At 66.5% G+C, this 15,341-nt stretch carries 13 protein-coding genes; 5 read left to right on the top strand and 8 right to left on the bottom strand.

The window, feature by feature from the left end; genetic code table 11:
• Positions 1 to 39: 39 nt before the first annotated feature.
• Together ACZ9YD_RS02910 and ACZ9YD_RS02905 are read right to left on the bottom strand one after the other, a co-directional pair.
• On the bottom strand, positions 40 to 3,621 hold the full coding sequence (locus tag ACZ9YD_RS02910; RefSeq protein ID WP_465073643.1) for an ABC transporter permease/M1 family aminopeptidase: 3,582 nt from the start codon (positions 3,619 to 3,621) through the stop codon (positions 40 to 42).
• A 13-nt stretch (positions 3,622 to 3,634) separates the two neighbouring features.
• Positions 3,635 to 4,546: an ABC transporter ATP-binding protein gene (locus tag ACZ9YD_RS02905; protein ID WP_465073642.1), complete on the bottom strand. Its 912-nt coding sequence runs from the start codon at positions 4,544 to 4,546 to the stop codon at positions 3,635 to 3,637.
• Positions 4,547 to 4,824: 278 nt separating this feature from the next.
• On the opposite strand from ACZ9YD_RS02905, the gene ACZ9YD_RS02900 reads away from it, so the two are divergent.
• Together ACZ9YD_RS02900 and ACZ9YD_RS02895 are read left to right on the top strand one after the other, a co-directional pair.
• A complete protein-coding gene (locus ACZ9YD_RS02900) occupies positions 4,825 to 6,912 on the top strand; it encodes a M13 family metallopeptidase (protein WP_465073758.1) in 2,088 nt (695 codons plus the stop codon).
• Between the two features lie 307 nt (positions 6,913 to 7,219).
• Positions 7,220 to 9,244 (top strand): M13 family metallopeptidase, encoded by a 2,025-nt coding sequence (locus ACZ9YD_RS02895; protein ID WP_465073641.1) that lies wholly within the window; start codon positions 7,220 to 7,222, stop codon positions 9,242 to 9,244.
• A 180-nt stretch (positions 9,245 to 9,424) separates the two neighbouring features.
• Here the strand turns inward: ACZ9YD_RS02895 and ACZ9YD_RS02890 are convergent, their stop codons facing one another.
• From ACZ9YD_RS02890 to ACZ9YD_RS02870, 5 genes are all read right to left on the bottom strand, one after another.
• Positions 9,425 to 10,078 carry a rhomboid family intramembrane serine protease gene (locus ACZ9YD_RS02890; protein WP_232149838.1) on the bottom strand — a complete coding sequence of 218 codons (654 nt, stop codon included), beginning with the start codon at positions 10,076 to 10,078 and terminating at the stop codon, positions 9,425 to 9,427.
• Positions 10,079 to 10,141: 63 nt separating this feature from the next.
• Positions 10,142 to 10,507: an MGMT family protein gene (locus ACZ9YD_RS02885; protein ID WP_465073640.1), complete on the bottom strand. Its 366-nt coding sequence runs from the start codon at positions 10,505 to 10,507 to the stop codon at positions 10,142 to 10,144.
• 13 nt (positions 10,508 to 10,520) lie between these two features.
• Positions 10,521 to 10,742, bottom strand: a complete 222-nt coding sequence (locus tag ACZ9YD_RS02880; protein WP_465073639.1) for a hypothetical protein — start codon at positions 10,740 to 10,742, stop codon at positions 10,521 to 10,523.
• A gap of 66 nt (positions 10,743 to 10,808) precedes the next feature.
• Positions 10,809 to 11,936 carry an anion permease gene (locus ACZ9YD_RS02875; protein WP_465073638.1) on the bottom strand — a complete coding sequence of 376 codons (1,128 nt, stop codon included), beginning with the start codon at positions 11,934 to 11,936 and terminating at the stop codon, positions 10,809 to 10,811.
• Positions 11,937 to 11,949: 13 nt separating this feature from the next.
• A complete protein-coding gene (locus ACZ9YD_RS02870; protein ID WP_465073637.1) occupies positions 11,950 to 12,576 on the bottom strand; it encodes a DUF47 domain-containing protein in 627 nt (208 codons plus the stop codon).
• A 266-nt stretch (positions 12,577 to 12,842) separates the two neighbouring features.
• Here ACZ9YD_RS02870 and ACZ9YD_RS02865 point away from each other — a divergent pair, with 266 nt between their 5' ends.
• Positions 12,843 to 14,156: a hemolysin family protein gene (locus tag ACZ9YD_RS02865; RefSeq protein ID WP_465073636.1), complete on the top strand. Its 1,314-nt coding sequence runs from the start codon at positions 12,843 to 12,845 to the stop codon at positions 14,154 to 14,156.
• On the top strand, positions 14,146 to 14,775 hold the full coding sequence (locus ACZ9YD_RS02860; protein WP_465073635.1) for an exopolysaccharide biosynthesis protein: 630 nt from the start codon (positions 14,146 to 14,148) through the stop codon (positions 14,773 to 14,775). The genes ACZ9YD_RS02865 and ACZ9YD_RS02860 overlap by 11 nt, the downstream gene beginning before the upstream one ends.
• Positions 14,776 to 14,796: 21 nt before the next feature.
• Here ACZ9YD_RS02860 and ACZ9YD_RS02855 read toward each other — a convergent pair whose 3' ends face one another.
• Complete coding sequence (locus ACZ9YD_RS02855) at positions 14,797 to 15,069, bottom strand: hypothetical protein (RefSeq protein ID WP_465073634.1); 273 nt, start codon at positions 15,067 to 15,069, stop codon at positions 14,797 to 14,799.
• A 68-nt stretch (positions 15,070 to 15,137) separates the two neighbouring features.
• On the opposite strand from ACZ9YD_RS02855, the gene ACZ9YD_RS02850 reads away from it, so the two are divergent.
• The coding region (locus ACZ9YD_RS02850) for a hypothetical protein (RefSeq protein ID WP_465073633.1) at positions 15,138 to 15,341 on the top strand (204 nt) is incomplete at its 3' end.

The raw sequence follows: 15,341 nt of genomic DNA, 5'->3' as shown, positions 1-15,341 counted from the left end.
CGGGGCGATGCGCCGCATCGCCCCGAACGTCCCACTGCGTTACAGCGACACCCGCCGCCGGTTGTCCGACGACACCCGGTCGATCAGCTTGTTGTAGGGATCGAAGCCGGCTTCGAACGGCGCCTCGTCAACCGTCACCGTGATCACCGGATCGGCCGTCGTGATGTGGTGGCGTTCGAGGTACAGCACCTTCTCGTCGTGCTCCTTGCCCGACGACCCGCGTGCGAACACGCCGACCTCGATCCAGTCGTCGAGCGCGCCTTCGGTCTCGCGGCCGGTGCCGTCGGCGTAGCGCTTGGCCGCATGCAGGGTTAGCGTGACGTCGTAGCGCCCGTCGTCGCGACGCTTCGCCGCGGCCGCCACCACCCGGTTGTCGTAGAAGCTGATCTTTTCGAACAGATCGGTGATCAGCGTCTGCTGGTCGGGTCGCGCTTCGGCACGGATGTAGTCCAGCAGTTCGCGCGACGTCGTGTACGGCGGCGGCTGGTAGGCCTTGTCCTCGAGGAAACGCTTGAGTGCGCGATTGAGCGCAGCCTCGCCCATCTCCTCGCGCAGGCGATAGAACACCAGCGAACCCTTCTGGTAGTGGATGTACTGCTGGTTTTCCCCGCGGTACAGCGGCAGTTCCTCCAGCCGCTCGCCGCCGCGGCCGCCGAGGTAGCGGTCCAGTTCGTACTTCAGGAACTGGCGCATGCGCGGACGTCCGTATTCCTGCTCCATCACCATCAGCGCCGAGTACTGCGACAGCGATTCGGACAGCATCGTCGCGCCCTGCACGTTCGCGCCGATCACCTGGTGCGCCCACCACTGGTGCGCGACCTCGTGCGCGGTGACGTAGAACACATAGTCGAGCGTGTCCGCATCCCGCAGGTCGGCGATGAAACCGATCGACTCCGAGTACGGCACCGTGTTGGCGAAAGCCTGCGCAAAGCTCTCATAGCCCGGAAACTCGATGATCCGCAGCTGACGGTGCTGGTACGGGGTGAAGTTGGCTTCGTAATACGCCAGCGACTTCTGCGTCGCCTCGATCATCCGGTCGACGTTGAACGGATGCTTGGGATCGAAATACACCTCGATCGGGATGTCCTTGTACATCACCTTGCGCACCTCCCAGCGCGCGGACAGGAAAGCGTAGAAATTCAGCATCGGGCGATCCATCGCGTAGCTGAAGCAGCGACGCCCGTCGCGTTCGAACTCGCGCTCGATGTAGCCCGGCGCGAGCGCGATCTGGTCGGGTGCGGTGCAGATCGTGGTGCTGAAATCGATCCAGTCGGCGTCGTCGGTCAGATAGGTGTTTGCGCGGGCGGCTTCGTCTTCCAGTTTCGGCATGCGCCGCGGTTCGCCGAGATCGCGCTTGCGCCGTTCGTTGCGGTCGCTGATCTCGACACGCGCGCTGTAGCCGAACTGCGGAAACATCCCGCTGTTGAAGAAGCTGCCGTTCTCGACGAACTGCGTCTGCGCCTGGCTACTGGTGATGCCGGTCGGATGAAAGTCCACCCGGAAGCGGAACTCGCGCGTCTCGCCCGGCGCCAGCGGTGTGGCGAGCCGGTAGATGCGATAGCCCAGCGGCTCGTCGTGCTTGGCAAGCGTCTGCCCACCGAGATCCACGTCGACCAGCGCACGGTCGTCGCTCATGCCGATGTGCACGTCGGTGATCGAGACGGCATACGGATTGCGGACCGTGTAGATCAACGTGCCGGTCATCGACTGTGTTTCCGGGCGCAGATCGATGTCCGATCGGCTGGCGACGATGCGCGGCTGCGGCAGTGACTCGTATTGTTTGTAGTCGCGCTCGTAGCGGGCCTGCAGATCGAGCTGGCCATCGGGCGAGACAAAATCGTTGCGGACGTTGGTGTTCCAGAACAGCAGGCCGCCGACCGATCCGAACGCGAGCACCGCGACCGCGAATGCGATGCCCAACCCACCACGCAACTGCGCGCGCATGCCGGCCAGACGCTGGCGCCAGCCACCATCGACGCCGCGCACCCACAGCGCGGCCGCGAGCAACAACAGCGCTGCGACGAACAGGCCCCAGTACCCCTGGAATGCCAGTTGACCGATTAGGAAATGCCCGTAGCCGTTCATGTCGGAGTACGGCGCGTTCGGCCACGCCCCGATGGTGTAGAGGTTGTGGGTGAAGTCGAGCATGCCGAGCACGGCCTGCGCGACGAGCACCAGCACCAGCAGGCCGTAGCCGATGAACTTGTTGTTGGCGAAGACCTGCAACGCCAGCGCCAGCCCGCCCATGATCACGTAGGGAATCGAGTCGAACACCAGCGCCTGCGCATAGACCAGCGGTTCGAGCTGCACGCCGCCCTTGAACAGCTGCACCGCCATCGCCATCGCCATACCGATCAGCTGGAACAGCGCGATCACCACCAGCAGGGTCAGGAACTTCGCCAGCAACGGAATGCGGTTGGGCACCGGCATCGCGTCGACCACTTCGTTGAGCTTGGCGCTGCGCTCCTTCCACACCAGTTCACCGGCGTAGAACATCACCACGATCAGCAGCAGGAAGCTGTAGCTGCCGCGCAGCGCATCGAGCATCTGCGAGGTGACCGGATAGACCGACGTGCCGTACATCGATTGCTGGAACAGCGCAGATGGCACGAAGTTGAGGATGCCGAACAGCAGCATCACCAGGAACGGCACACTGCGCAGCACGCCGACGGTGTCGAAGCGCACCTGTCGCCAGGTCTGCGACCACGCGGTCGCCGCGCCAAACACAGGCTGGACGCGGATCGGTGCGCGCGACGGCACGACCGATGCCACGGTGGCCGGAGCCGTCACGCGTCGACGCTTGAACAGTCCGCGCCCCGTCCCGCTGCGCTCGGTCCGGAAGAGCGCGAAGGCCGCCGCGAACAGCGTCAGCGATACGCCCAGCCACAATGCGCGATTGGCGAGCAGATACTCGGCGAATGCGGGCAGGCCGGCATTGCGTTCCTCGGCCGACCAGTACCGCACCGTGCGCGACAACGCGCGCACGCCGAGTGGCTCGACCAGCGTCGCCAGCCAGATGTTGTCGATGTCCTTGATCAACGTCGCGCTGACGCCGTAAACCACGAAGAACGCCAGCACACCGATGTAGACCCACAGGATCGATCGCGTGGTGACCGCCAGCAACGCCAGCAGTGCGGTGACGAAGAGCAGGTTCGGCAGCACGAGCACGCCGAGCGACCACAGATACGGCTGCAGCGACACCGGCCCGAGGCGCGCCGGATCGATCCACGGCATGAACTGCGCGACGAACAGGCCGATGCCGATGATGACGAACACCGCCAGACTGGCCGACAGCGCGGCGCCGATGCGGCCGAGCAGATAGTCGCGTCGGCGTACCGGACCCGCGAACAGCAGGTCCGCGGTGCCCTGCTCGAAATCGCGCAGCAGCGCGGTGCTGACGAAGATCGGCACGATCAGCATCGTCAGCAGGGTGAACGCGCCGAACAATTGCGCGACGACGACCGGCGCATTGCGATGCACGTTGCCGATCGCGCCGCCGATCTGCACCGCATCGCTGGAGGCCGCGCCGAAACCGAGCAGTGCGAACAGGACCGCGAGGAACCACAGCAGCGGCGAGCGGAGCTGCTGACGCAGCTCGAAACGGAAGAATTCGAAAATCATGGCGGGCTCCGGCTCAGACGACCGGCGCTGCGGCGACCTGCTGCCGTGCCTGCAGGCGCAGGCGCTGGAAGTACACGTCTTCGAGATCCGGATCGATCTGCACGAAACCGTCTTCCGGCCGTTCCGCGCTGTGCACGTGGATCACCGGCTGACCGGCGACCAGTCGCGTCGACAGCACGGTGTGCGCAGCCTCGTACCCGGACAGCGTCTCCTTGCTGACCTGCTTGCGCCAGACCTGCTGCGACAGCGCCTCGATCGCGTCGCTGGGTCGTCCGGTCAGCAGCACCTGACCGCGATTCATGATCGCCATGGTCGGGCACAGGTCGGTGACATCCTCGACGATGTGGGTCGACAGGATCACCACCACGTCCTCGCCGATCGCCGCCAGCAGGTTGAGAAAGCGGTTGCGCTCTTCGGGATCGAGACCGGCGGTGGGCTCGTCGACGATGACCAGGCGCGGATTGCCGAGCAACGCCTGGGCGATGCCGAAGCGCTGGCGCATGCCGCCGGAGAACGTGCCGAGCTTGCGCTTGCGCGCATCCCACAGGTTCACCTGCGCCAGCAGGCCGTCGACGACCTCGCGTCGTTGCTTGCGGTCGGTCAGGCCCTTCAGCACTGCGAAGTGCTCAAGCAGATCCAGCGCGCTGACCTTGGGATACACGCCGAAATCCTGCGGCAGATAGCCGAGCTGGCGGCGCACCGCATCTTTGTCACGCAGCACATCGATCGGACCGTCGCTGCCGTCGAGCGTGGCGCTGCCGCCATCAGCCGACTGCAAGGTTGCCAGCGTGCGCATCAGCGAGGACTTGCCCGCGCCGTTGGGCCCCAGCAACCCGAACATGCCGCGCGGGATGTCGAGGGTCACGCCGTCCAGCGCGCGCACGCCGTTGGCATAGGTCTTGGTCAGGTCACGGATCGCGAGCATGGGTTCTCTCCCTGTGCCATCGGCACGACAGCGCGATCCTCACCTGTCCCGCGCAACTGCGCATGGGTCGAACGTCACCCGCCGTTGAAAAGCGGATCGCCACGAACCGCACAACCGCGCGCGGCCGGACCTTGACCGCGCCCCAGCGGCCCGGACGCACGCATGACCTTCGACACCCCCGGCGCTTCCGGGGCAGGCGTAGAGTGCGCCCACACCGGGCGCCGCCCGGCGGTCCTTCCTTTCGGAGATTCCACGTGATTGCCTTCGTTCCCAAGCGCCTGCTGCTGACCTGTTCGGTGGTGCTGGCGCTGTCCGCCTGTTCGGGCGACCAGGACACCCCGCCGGCCACGGCCGCCGCGCCGGCGACGGATGCCGCCGCACCCAGAAAGCTGACGCTCGACGAGAGCACGCTGCCCGGCGTGAACCGCTTCGAGATCGGCGATCTCGACACCAGCAAGAACGCCTGTACCGATTTCGACGCCTACGCGAACGGCAAGTGGCTCGCTGCCAATGCGATCCCGGGTGATCGCACCTCGTGGGGCGCGTTCGAAATGCTCGACGAGCGTTCGACCGCCATCCAGCGCCAGCTCGCCGAGCAGTCGGCGGCCGACACCGCCGCGACCGGCATCGAGACGATCGTCGGCGACTTCTGGGCCACCGGCATGGACGAGGCGAAGATCAACGCCCAGGGCGTCGAGCCGCTGAAGGACCGTCTGACCGCGATCGAAGCGCTAGCCGACGGCCCGGCCGTCGCCGAGTACCTGCGCCAGACCTATGCGCGCGGCGAAGGCGGTCTGTTCGGCTTCGGCCCCGAGGCCGATTTCGACGTGCCGACGATGAACATCGCCTATGCGATGCAGGGCGGTCTGGGCCTGCCCGACACCAGCTACTACACCGATGCCGACAAGGCTCCGGTGCGCGAGCAGTACGTCGCCCACGTGGCGAAGATGCTCGAGCTGTCCGGCGTGCCGGCCGCCGATGCGGCGACGCAGGCCAAGTCGGTGCTGGCGTTCGAAACGCGTCTGGCGTCGAAGTCCAAGTCCAGCGTCGAGATGTCGCGTGACGTGAAGCTGTTCTACAACCCGGTCACGCCGGCGGAAGCCGATGCGCTGACCCCGAATTTCCCGTGGACGGCGTTCTTCGAATCGCAGGGCGTCGCCGTGCCGGAGAAGTTCTCGCTGGCGATCCCGGATTTCCACAAGGAAGTCAGCGCGATGCTCGGCGACACGCCGGTCGCCGACTGGCAGGCCTATCTGCGCTATCACCTCGTCGACGGCGCCGCGCCGTATCTGGGCGATGCCTTTGTGCAGGAGAACTTCGACTTCTACGGCAACAAGCTGCGTGGCCAGAAGGAACTCAAGGAGCGCGGCAAGCGCGTGCTCGACACGCTCAATGACCAGGCCGGCGAGACGCTGGGCCAGCTGTACGTGCAGGTCGCGTTCCCGGCCGAGTCCAAGGCGCGCATGGAAACGCTGGTCAAGAACCTCAGCGAATCGCTGAAGGTGCGCATCGAGAACCTGGCCTGGATGAGCGACGAGACCAAGGCCAAGGCGATGGAGAAGTGGGCCTCGTTCACGCCGAAGATCGGTTACCCCGAGAAGTGGCGCGCGTGGGACGGCCTGTCGACCTCGCGCGACAGCTACATCGGCAACGTTCTGGCTGCGACGGAATTCAACTACAAGTGGATGCTGTCGAAGATCGGCCAGCCGGTCGACAAGACCGAGTGGGGCATGACGCCGCAGACGGTCAACGCCTACTACAACCCGCTGCAGAACGAGATCGTGTTCCCGGCCGCGATCCTGCAGCCGCCGTTCTTCGATCCCAATGCGTCGGACGAGATCAACTACGGCGGCATCGGCGCGGTGATCGGTCACGAGATGACCCACGGCTACGACGACCAGGGCAGCCGCTTCGGCCCGACCGGCAAGTTCGAGAACTGGTGGACCCAGGCCGATTCGACCGGCTTCACCGGCCGCACCGATCTGCTGACCTCGCAGTTCAACGCGTATGAAGCCGCGCCGGGCAAGCATGTCGACGGCAAGCTCACCCTCGGCGAGAACATCGCCGATCTCGGCGGTCTGGCGACGGCCTATGACGCGATGAAGAAGGCGGCCGGCGACACGCCCGACCCGATGACCGACGGCCTGAGCCGCGACCAGCGCTTCTTCCTCAACTGGGCCACCGTGTGGCGCCGGAACTTCACGCCGCAGGAGCTGGACGTGCGCCTGAAGACGGACTCGCACGCACCGGCGAACTTCCGCGCCGTCGGCGCACCCTCGAACCTGCCCGCGTTCGCGGCCGCGTTCTCGTGCAAGCCCGGCGATCCGATGGTCCGCAGCGGCGACCAGCAGGTCGTGATCTGGTGATCCACGCGGCATCGCGGTAACGAAGAAAAGCCCGGCAGCGATGCCGGGCTTTTCTGTTTGGGGCCGACGCCCCTTGTAGGAGCGCGCTTGCGCGCGATGGGGCTCCACGGTGAACCCATGTCGCGCGCAAGCGCGCTCCTACACCGTCAACAGCAGCTCCAATCGAGCTGAACAGGTTGAGCCGAGCGATCGATATCGTTCCGGCTGCGGACGCCATCGCCCTCCATCGCCCACGCGGTCAATCGCACCGTTGCCGCATCCCACAGCTTGCTAGACTTGCGCGATTCATGCCCGCACGGACTCCGCAATGCCGATCCAGCACACGCTCGCCCGCCCCGCCCTGCTCGCCGCCTCGATCGCACTGCTGGTCGGCCTGAGTTCCGATGCCGACGCGCAGCGCCGTCGCGCCGCCGCCCCGAAGGGACCGCCGCCGGTCACCGCGTGTACCGACCTCTACAGCTTCGTCAACAAGGACTGGCTGGCCGCGAACATGGTCGTCGCCGGTCAGGGCACGCGCTCGGCCCTCGGCGAACTGCAGGCGCTCGCGCTCACCCAGCAGCACGATCTGCTCAACAAGGCGATGACGTCGCCGCAGAACGACGTGCAACGCCTGCTCGGTGACTTCTGGGCCAGCGGCCTGGACGAGGCCGCGGTCGAGGCCGATGGCGCCAAGCCGATCGCGCCGCTGATCGCACGCATCGACGGCATCCGCCGCACCCGCGACATCGCGCCGGCGCTCGCTGCGCTGCATCAGGTCGGTATTCCGGTGCTGTTCGAATTCGGCGCGGAAGTCGACCTGGGCGATCTCACGCGTCACGTCGGCTACTTCACCCAGGGCGGCCTCGGCCTGCCCGACCCCGCGTATTACAGCCGCGGCGATGCCGAGACGCAGCAGATCGTCTCGCAGTACACGCAGTACGTGCGCAACATCCTCGCGCTGACCGGCACCGCAGAAGACCGTCTGGATGCCGAGACCGCACTGGTGATCGATCTGGAGCGCCGCATCGCGGCCGCGTCCAAGCCCCTCGCCGAACTGCGCGATCCGCGCGCGCAGTACGCGCTGGTCGACACCGCCGGCCTCGACAAGCAGTACCGCCGTCTCGAACTCGGTGAGTTCCTCGCCGCTCAGGGCGTGCAGGCGACGCAGGTGTCGCTGGCCAATCCGGCGCTGTTCGCGCAGCTCGACACACTGGTCAATTCGCTGAAGGCCGAGCAGTGGAAGGCGTACCTGCGCTTCCATATCGGCAACGCGATGGCGCCGTACCTGTCGAAGAGCTTCCGCGACGCCGAATACGATTTCCACGGCCGCATCCTGCGCGGCGAAACCGCCCAGCCCGCGCGCCAGCAACTGGTGCTGGGCGCGATCAACCGCGCGGCCGGCCCGATGATGTCGCGCGAGTACGTGGCTGCGTATCTGCCCGATACCACGCGTGCCCGCGCCGAGACGATCGCCGGCCAGGTGCGTGATGCGCTGGGCCGCGGCATCGAGCGCAGCACCTGGATGACCCCGACCGCGAAGACCGAGGCGACGGCCAAGCTCGCCGCGCTGAAGATCGAGATCGGCGCGCCGGTGCAGGACATCGACTACACCGTGCAGCCGATGGGCCGCGCCAGCTTCGGCAGCAACATGCTGATCGCCTCCACCTGGCGTCACGCGCAGGAGATGCGTCGCATCGGCCAGGCCAATGCCGGCCGCCGCTGGGACGTGCTGCCGCAGACGCCGGCGCTCGCCTACGACCTGGCGCAGAACCGCCTGATCGTGTCGGCCGCCGTGCTGCAGCCGCCGGTGCTCGACGTCGCTGCCGAAGCCGCCACGCACTACGGCACGTACGGCGCACTGGTCGGTCACGAGCTGAGCCGCGCGATCGACATCAAGGGCAAGCAGGTCGACGCCACCGGCACCGTACGCAACTGGTGGAGCACTGACGACGATGCCGGCTGGCTGACCGCCACCGACAAGCTCGTCGCCCAGTACAACGCCTACGGCTACCCGGGCCTGACCGGCTCGCAGGTCAACGGTGCGCTGACCCGCGACGAGAACGCCGCCGATCTGGCCGGCGTGGAGCTCGCATGGGACGCGCTGCAGCAGGCGAACCCGGAGCTCGCGCAGCCGGCCAAGGAAGCCTTCTTCCGCGGCTGGGCGCAGTTGTGGCGCCAGCAGTCGGCCGTCGACACCGCCACACGCAATGCCGCCACCAGCGTGCATGCGCCGGGCCAGTGGCGCGCGAACGGTCCGGTGGCGAACCTGCCGGTCTACACCGAGACCTTCAAGTGCGGCGCCACCGATGCGATGACCCGCAAGGCCGAAGACCAGGTGCGCATCTGGCGCTGAGCCGGGGCCACTTTGCGACACGAAAATGCGCCGGCTTGTCCGGCGCATTTTTTTTTGGGCGGCTTGTGATGCGTCGGGCGATGTGTGCGGCTGACGATCGACCGTGCGTCGACTGGCCAGGCTTTCGTAGGATGGGTAGCGCGAAGCGAAACCCATCGAAACCTGACGGAGCTGGACGTCTCAGACCCTGCGCACGTGCCGCTTGCCGCCACCGCGATTGAACGGCGGACGCCCGCGCCAGTGCTGCAGCAGCAGCCAACCGAACAGCATGCCGCCCAGGTGCGCGAAGTGGGCCACGCCCGAGCGTGTACCGGTGATGCCGAGTACCAGCTCGACCAGGCCGTAGACGATCACCAGGGTGCGCGCACGCATCGGGATCGGCGGAAACAGCAGCACCAGCCGCTGGTTCGGGAACAGCACGCCGTATGCCAGCAGCAGGCCGAACACACCGCCAGACGCGCCGAGGGTGGGATACGGGAACGCGCCCTGCGCCAGCGACCACGTCACCACGCCGAGCTGGCACAGCCCCGCGCCGATCACGCAGACCAGGTAATAGGTGACGAAGCGCCTGGTGCCCCAGGTGTATTCCAGCTGCGAGCCGAACATCGCCAGCGCCAGCATGTTGAAGGCCAGATGCCCGATGTTGCGCGGATCGTGCATGAAGCCGTAGGTCACCAGCTGCCACGGCTGGAAACCGAGCCCGCCCGCATCCGCGCCGCCGAGCGGCCAGAGCATGAAATGCGCGAGCGCGTTGCCGATCGCCAGCTGCAACACGAACACGACCACATTGATGGCCAGGATCACTTTGACGGCCAGCGGCAACCTCGGAAACATCCGGAATCCTCGTTTTTTCCGGCGCCATGATACCGGCGACGCTGTGTAGACCATCGTGCCGGATCAGGCGTGTGCGTCGGGTCCCCACAGCGCGGCGTCGAGGGTGTCGTCGGCCGGCATTCGCACCCGGCCACGCGTCACCGTGACGCCCTCGGCGCGCAGCCGCTGCGCCTGTTCTCGGAAGCCCGGCGAGCCATCGGGAAATGCGATGCGGCCATCGCTGCGCAAGATGCGATGCCAGGGCAGGTCCGGATCACCGTGATCGCGCAATACCCGCGCGACCAGCCGCGCGCGCCCTGGCAGACCGGCGCGGCGTGCGATGTGTCCGTAACCGGCGACTCTGCCGACCGGCACCGCGTGGATCGCGGCGAGAATGCGGGCGCGGGAGATCGCGTAGGCGTCTTCGGCTGCCGGGCTCTTGGCCGCCATGTGCCGGCCGAGATCAGGCCCGACGCGACTGGCGCGTGGCGTGCACGACGCGTCCGATGACGTAGAGCACGAGGCCGCTCAGGAATCCGCCCTGCGCGCCCCACATCAGCAACTGGAACGACGTGCTGTTCGCCGGCGGCATCACCGCGAACAGCGCAACAGCGCAGACCAGTCCAATGACGATCAGAACCAGTCCGCATTTCAGATAGATATTGGTGAGGCCGAGTCGGGACACGGGCACATCCTCATGCAGGTGTCCGACGACTCTAGCAAACGGCCGGCAAGCGCCAGCCGCTGTGGGTCAGACCCAGCCGAAGTGGTGGAACATCCGGAACAGGCCGTAGGCAATGCCGCCGGACATCGGGATCGTCAGGATCCACGCCCAGATCATCTTGTTGACGACCGTCCACTTGATTGCGTTGAGGCGTTTGGCCGTGCCCACGCCCATGATCGCGGCGGAAATGTTGTGCGTGGTCGACACGGGAATGCCCATCGACGACGCGGCCAGGATCACCGACGCGGCGCTGGTCTCGGCGGCGAAACCGTGGATCGGGTGCAGCTTGACCAGCTTGTGGCCCAGCGTCTTGATGATGCGCCAGCCGCCCGCCGCGGTGCCGGCCGCCATGACCAGGGCGCAGGTGATCTTGATCCACAGATCGATGTCGCCTTCCGCCAGCGCCGCATCGGAGGGATGCAGGAACGCCAGCCAGGCCGGCAGGTTGTCCAGCGTGCCAACGCTCTGCGCGCTGACCAGGGTCAGGGCGACGATGCCCATCGTCTTCTGCGCATCGTTCATGCCGTGCGCGAAGCCCATGCCGGCAGCCGAGACGATCTGGCTCTTGCCGAAGAACGCGTTGACCCAACGCGGCCGCGCGATGCGTGCAAGGACGCCGCCGCTGCGCGCCATCATCGAGATCGCGAAGAACAGCACACCCATCATCAGAAAGCCTGCCGCGAATCCGAGCACCGGCGAACTGACCATCGGCACGATCACCTTCCACAGCACACCCGCACTGTGCCAGATCGGCTGCGCCGGCTCCGACCAGATCACCACGTTGAAGTTGTTGGACGCCGCCGCCAGCGCGGCGCCGATCAGGCCGCCGATCAGCGCATGCGAGGACGACGACGGCAGGCCCCACCACCAGGTGATCAGATTCCACACGATGCCGCCCAGCAGCGCGCACAGGATCAGCTGCGAGCCCACGTCGACGACGCCGGCATTGATCAGGCCGGAGGAAATGGTCTTGGCGACCGCGGTGCCCATCAGCGCGCCGATCAGGTTCATCGACGCGGCCAGGCCCACCGCCTGCATCGGCGACAGCACCTTGGTGGCGACGACGGTCGCGATCGAATTGGCGGTGTCGTGGAACCCGTTGATGTATTCGAACACCAGCGCGGTCGCGACCACGATCAGCACGAGGGTCAGCATGTCCGGCAGCCCGTCAGGAGTTCTTCAGCACGATCTCGTAGGCGACCACGCCGGCCTCGCGGCAGCGGTCGATCGCCTTTTCGAGAATCTCGAAGAATTCCTTGAGCAGGAACATCTGCAGCGGATCGAGCTTGCCCGAATAGATGTCGCGGTAGAGCTCGAGCATCAGCCTGTCGGCTTCGTTCTCCAGCGCGCGCAGCTCGTCGTTGAGCGCTTTCATCGGCTCGAGCTTCATGCTGCGCAGGGTCTTGACCATCTTCACCACGACCGCTGACGCCTGCTCCAGCATCGCCGCGCGCGGCGCGAAGTCGATGTGCTCGAGATGCATGGTCGCCAGCGAATAGCGGTCGGCGAACTTCTCCACCTGTTTGGGAATCTTGTACAGCGCAGATCCCAGCGCCTCGATGTCTTCGCGCTCGATCGGGGTGATGAAGCTGTCCACCAGCGCCTGGCTGATCTTGTCGGAGGCTTCGCGCTCGCGCATGCGCGCCAGCTTGAACGCGTCGAGCGCCGGCTGGCGGTCCGCCGCCTTGAGCATCGCGTGAAGCGCCACGGTGCTGTCGTGGGCGGCCACGGCGGCCTCCTCGAGCAGCGTGTAGAACTGGTTGCCTTGGCCGAAGATCGTTTGCAGGGAGAACATGACCGGACGCCTTGAAGTCGCGCGCCCGGGACCGGACGCTCTGCGCAAGGCGCGAATTATGACGGTTCGATGACACTTCGGGCCAGCCCGGGCCGCCGCCGGTGTACGGCAGCCCTCACATCGCGGGCTGTTATAGTCCGGGCCGCGCCCTTTGCGCTGTTCATCTTTCACATGGACGACGACTCTAGACCGTTCCCCGCGACGCATATTGCTGACGCCTCCCCCGATGCCCTGCATCGCCCCCAATCCGGCAGGAGGCCCCGGCAATGCTTGAGCTGATCCTCATCGTCCTGGCCCTGATCGCCTGCAACGCGTTCTTTGCGTTGTCGGAAATGTCGGTGGTCACGTCCCGCAAACCGCGTCTCAAACAGATGGCCGCCGAGCATCGCAGCGCACGCACCGCGCTGGAACTCGCCGAGCATCCCGAGCGCTTCCTGTCGACCGTGCAGGTGGGCATCACCACGATCGGCGTGCTGACCGGCATGCTCGGCGGCGATGCGCTGGGCAGTCTGATCGGTATGTGGCTGGCGACCAGTCTGCCGATCCTGGGCACCTATGCCTCGACCGTCGGCACTGTGCTCGCGGTCAGCCTGATCACGTTCCTGACGATCGTCTTCGGCGAGCTGCTGCCCAAGCGCCTGGCCCTGCTCGCGCCCGAGCGGCTGGCATCGCTGGTGGCCCTGCCGATGCACTGGCTGTCGCGCGCCGCGACGCCTGCAGTCTGGCTGCTCAGCGCCAGCGTGCGCGGGATGCTGAAGCTGCTGCGCCTCGACAAGACCGAGGCGGCGCAGGTGTCCGAAGAAGAGATCCGCATGCTGGTGAGCGAAGGCCACGAGCAGGGCGTGATCGACGCCGACGAACGCAACATGATGAACCGGGTACTGACGCTCGGCGATCGAGATGCCGAGAGCCTGATGACGCCGCGCACGCGCATCGCCTGGCTCGACATCGCGTCCGGCTTCGAGGAGAACCTCGCCGAGATGCGCGAGACGCCGTACTCGCGCTATCCGGTGTTCCGCGGCAACGATTCGGACGTGGTCGGCGTGCTCGAGATCAAGTCGCTGATCGACCGGCTCGAGAAGAAAGAATTCGACCTGTTCAAGTACCTACGCGAGCCGCTGTTCGTGTCCGAGTCGACGCCGGCGATGAAGCTGCTGGAAATCCTGCGCGAGAACCAGCAGTCGCTGGCGCTGGTGGTCGACGAATACGGCGACATCACCGGCATGGTCACGCTCAACGACGTCATGGAAGCGGTGATCGGCCGCACCCAGAGCAGCGGACTCGATGCGACGCCGCTGGTGGTGATGCGCGAGGACGGCTCGATGCTGGTCGACGGCACGCTGCCCACCGGCGCGCTGCGCGAGCTCCTGGGTGGCGGACCGCTGCCGGGCGAGAATGAGCACATCTTCCACACCGCGGCCGGCATGACCATCGCGCGCTTCAGCCGCATTCCCAACGTGGCCGAGCATTTCGAGTGGCAGGGCTGGCGCATCGAGATCGTCGACCTCGACGGTCCCCGGGTCGACAAGCTGCTGCTGCAGCGTCTTCCGGATGCGGACGCGAGCGTCAATGACGCCTGAGATCCCCTCGCGCGAGGAAGCCAGCACCCGGGAACTGCTCACCGCGATGGCGCTGGGCGACCCCGAAGACCAGTTGCGCTTCGCCGACCTGCTGATCGGCCTGGGCAAGCGCGTGTTCGGCATGATGCTGTTCGTCGCCACCCTGCCCGCCTTCATCCCGATTCCGGGCGTCGGCGGCGCGATCGGCGGCCCGCTGGTCGCACTGGTCGGCGCGCAACTGCTGATCGGCCTGCGCAAGCCCTGGCTGCCCCGCTTCATCGCCGAACGCGGCCCGCACCGCAGCGCCGTGCAACGGTTCGAAACCGTGCTCGACCCCTGGCTCCGGCGCGTCGAGCGCCTCAGCCGCCCGCGCCTGCCCGGCGTGCTCGACCACCGCGCGGCAGCGATGTTCACCGGCTTGCAGCTGGTGCTGCTCGGCGTGCTGCTGGCGCTGCCGATCCCGTTCACCAACTACGTGTTCGGCCTGCTGCTGCTGGCCTACGCGCTGGCGCTGCTGGAACGCGACGGCGCGCTGATGCTGTGGGCGTGGCTCGGTGGCGTCGTCGCGATCGGCTTCTTTGGCGTACTCAGCGGCACGCTCGCCACGGCCGCGACCGAATGGCTGGCGCGGATTTTTTGAGCAGCGTCGTTTGTCGTTGTCCTAGCGCCCGAAACCGACCGATTCCAGCATCAGATCCCGACGACGTGCCGCATGTTCGGCGACACCGATCCGTCCGTTCGCCAACAGCGCATCGAGCGCGGCCAGTCGCGCATGCGTGGACAGCGTCGGAAACGCGGCGCCGTGCTCGACGACCTCCGGCGGCCATACACGACGGTGCGCGAGCACCAGACGCACGCTGACAACGCTGACCACAGCCCAGACGACCAGGCCCGCCAGCAGACAGAACATCTCAATCGGAGACCATATGCCCATGGCGACATCCGTGACGCTTTCCGGGGGCGCCAGCATACCGTCGGGTGTGATGGGCCGCGTGTAGGTGGGTGACTGTTCTGGTCTCGGCTTTTGGCCTTGGGCTCGGCTTCGGTTTTCGCTTTGCTCCGGCTTCGGCTCCGGCTCTGGCTTCGGCTCCGGCTCTGGCTCTGACTTCGCCTTTGGCCCTTGATTTGAAATCGAGCCGTAAAGCGAGCCGAGCACCGGAGCCTGGCGTGGCCGAAGAGCAGCCCATGTCTGAGCGCAGCGAGTTT

This window comes from Luteimonas sp. AC640a (assembly GCF_979256585.1).
The sequence above is the reverse complement of the archived record's forward strand: the minus strand, read 5'-3'. Positions and strand labels throughout refer to the sequence as shown.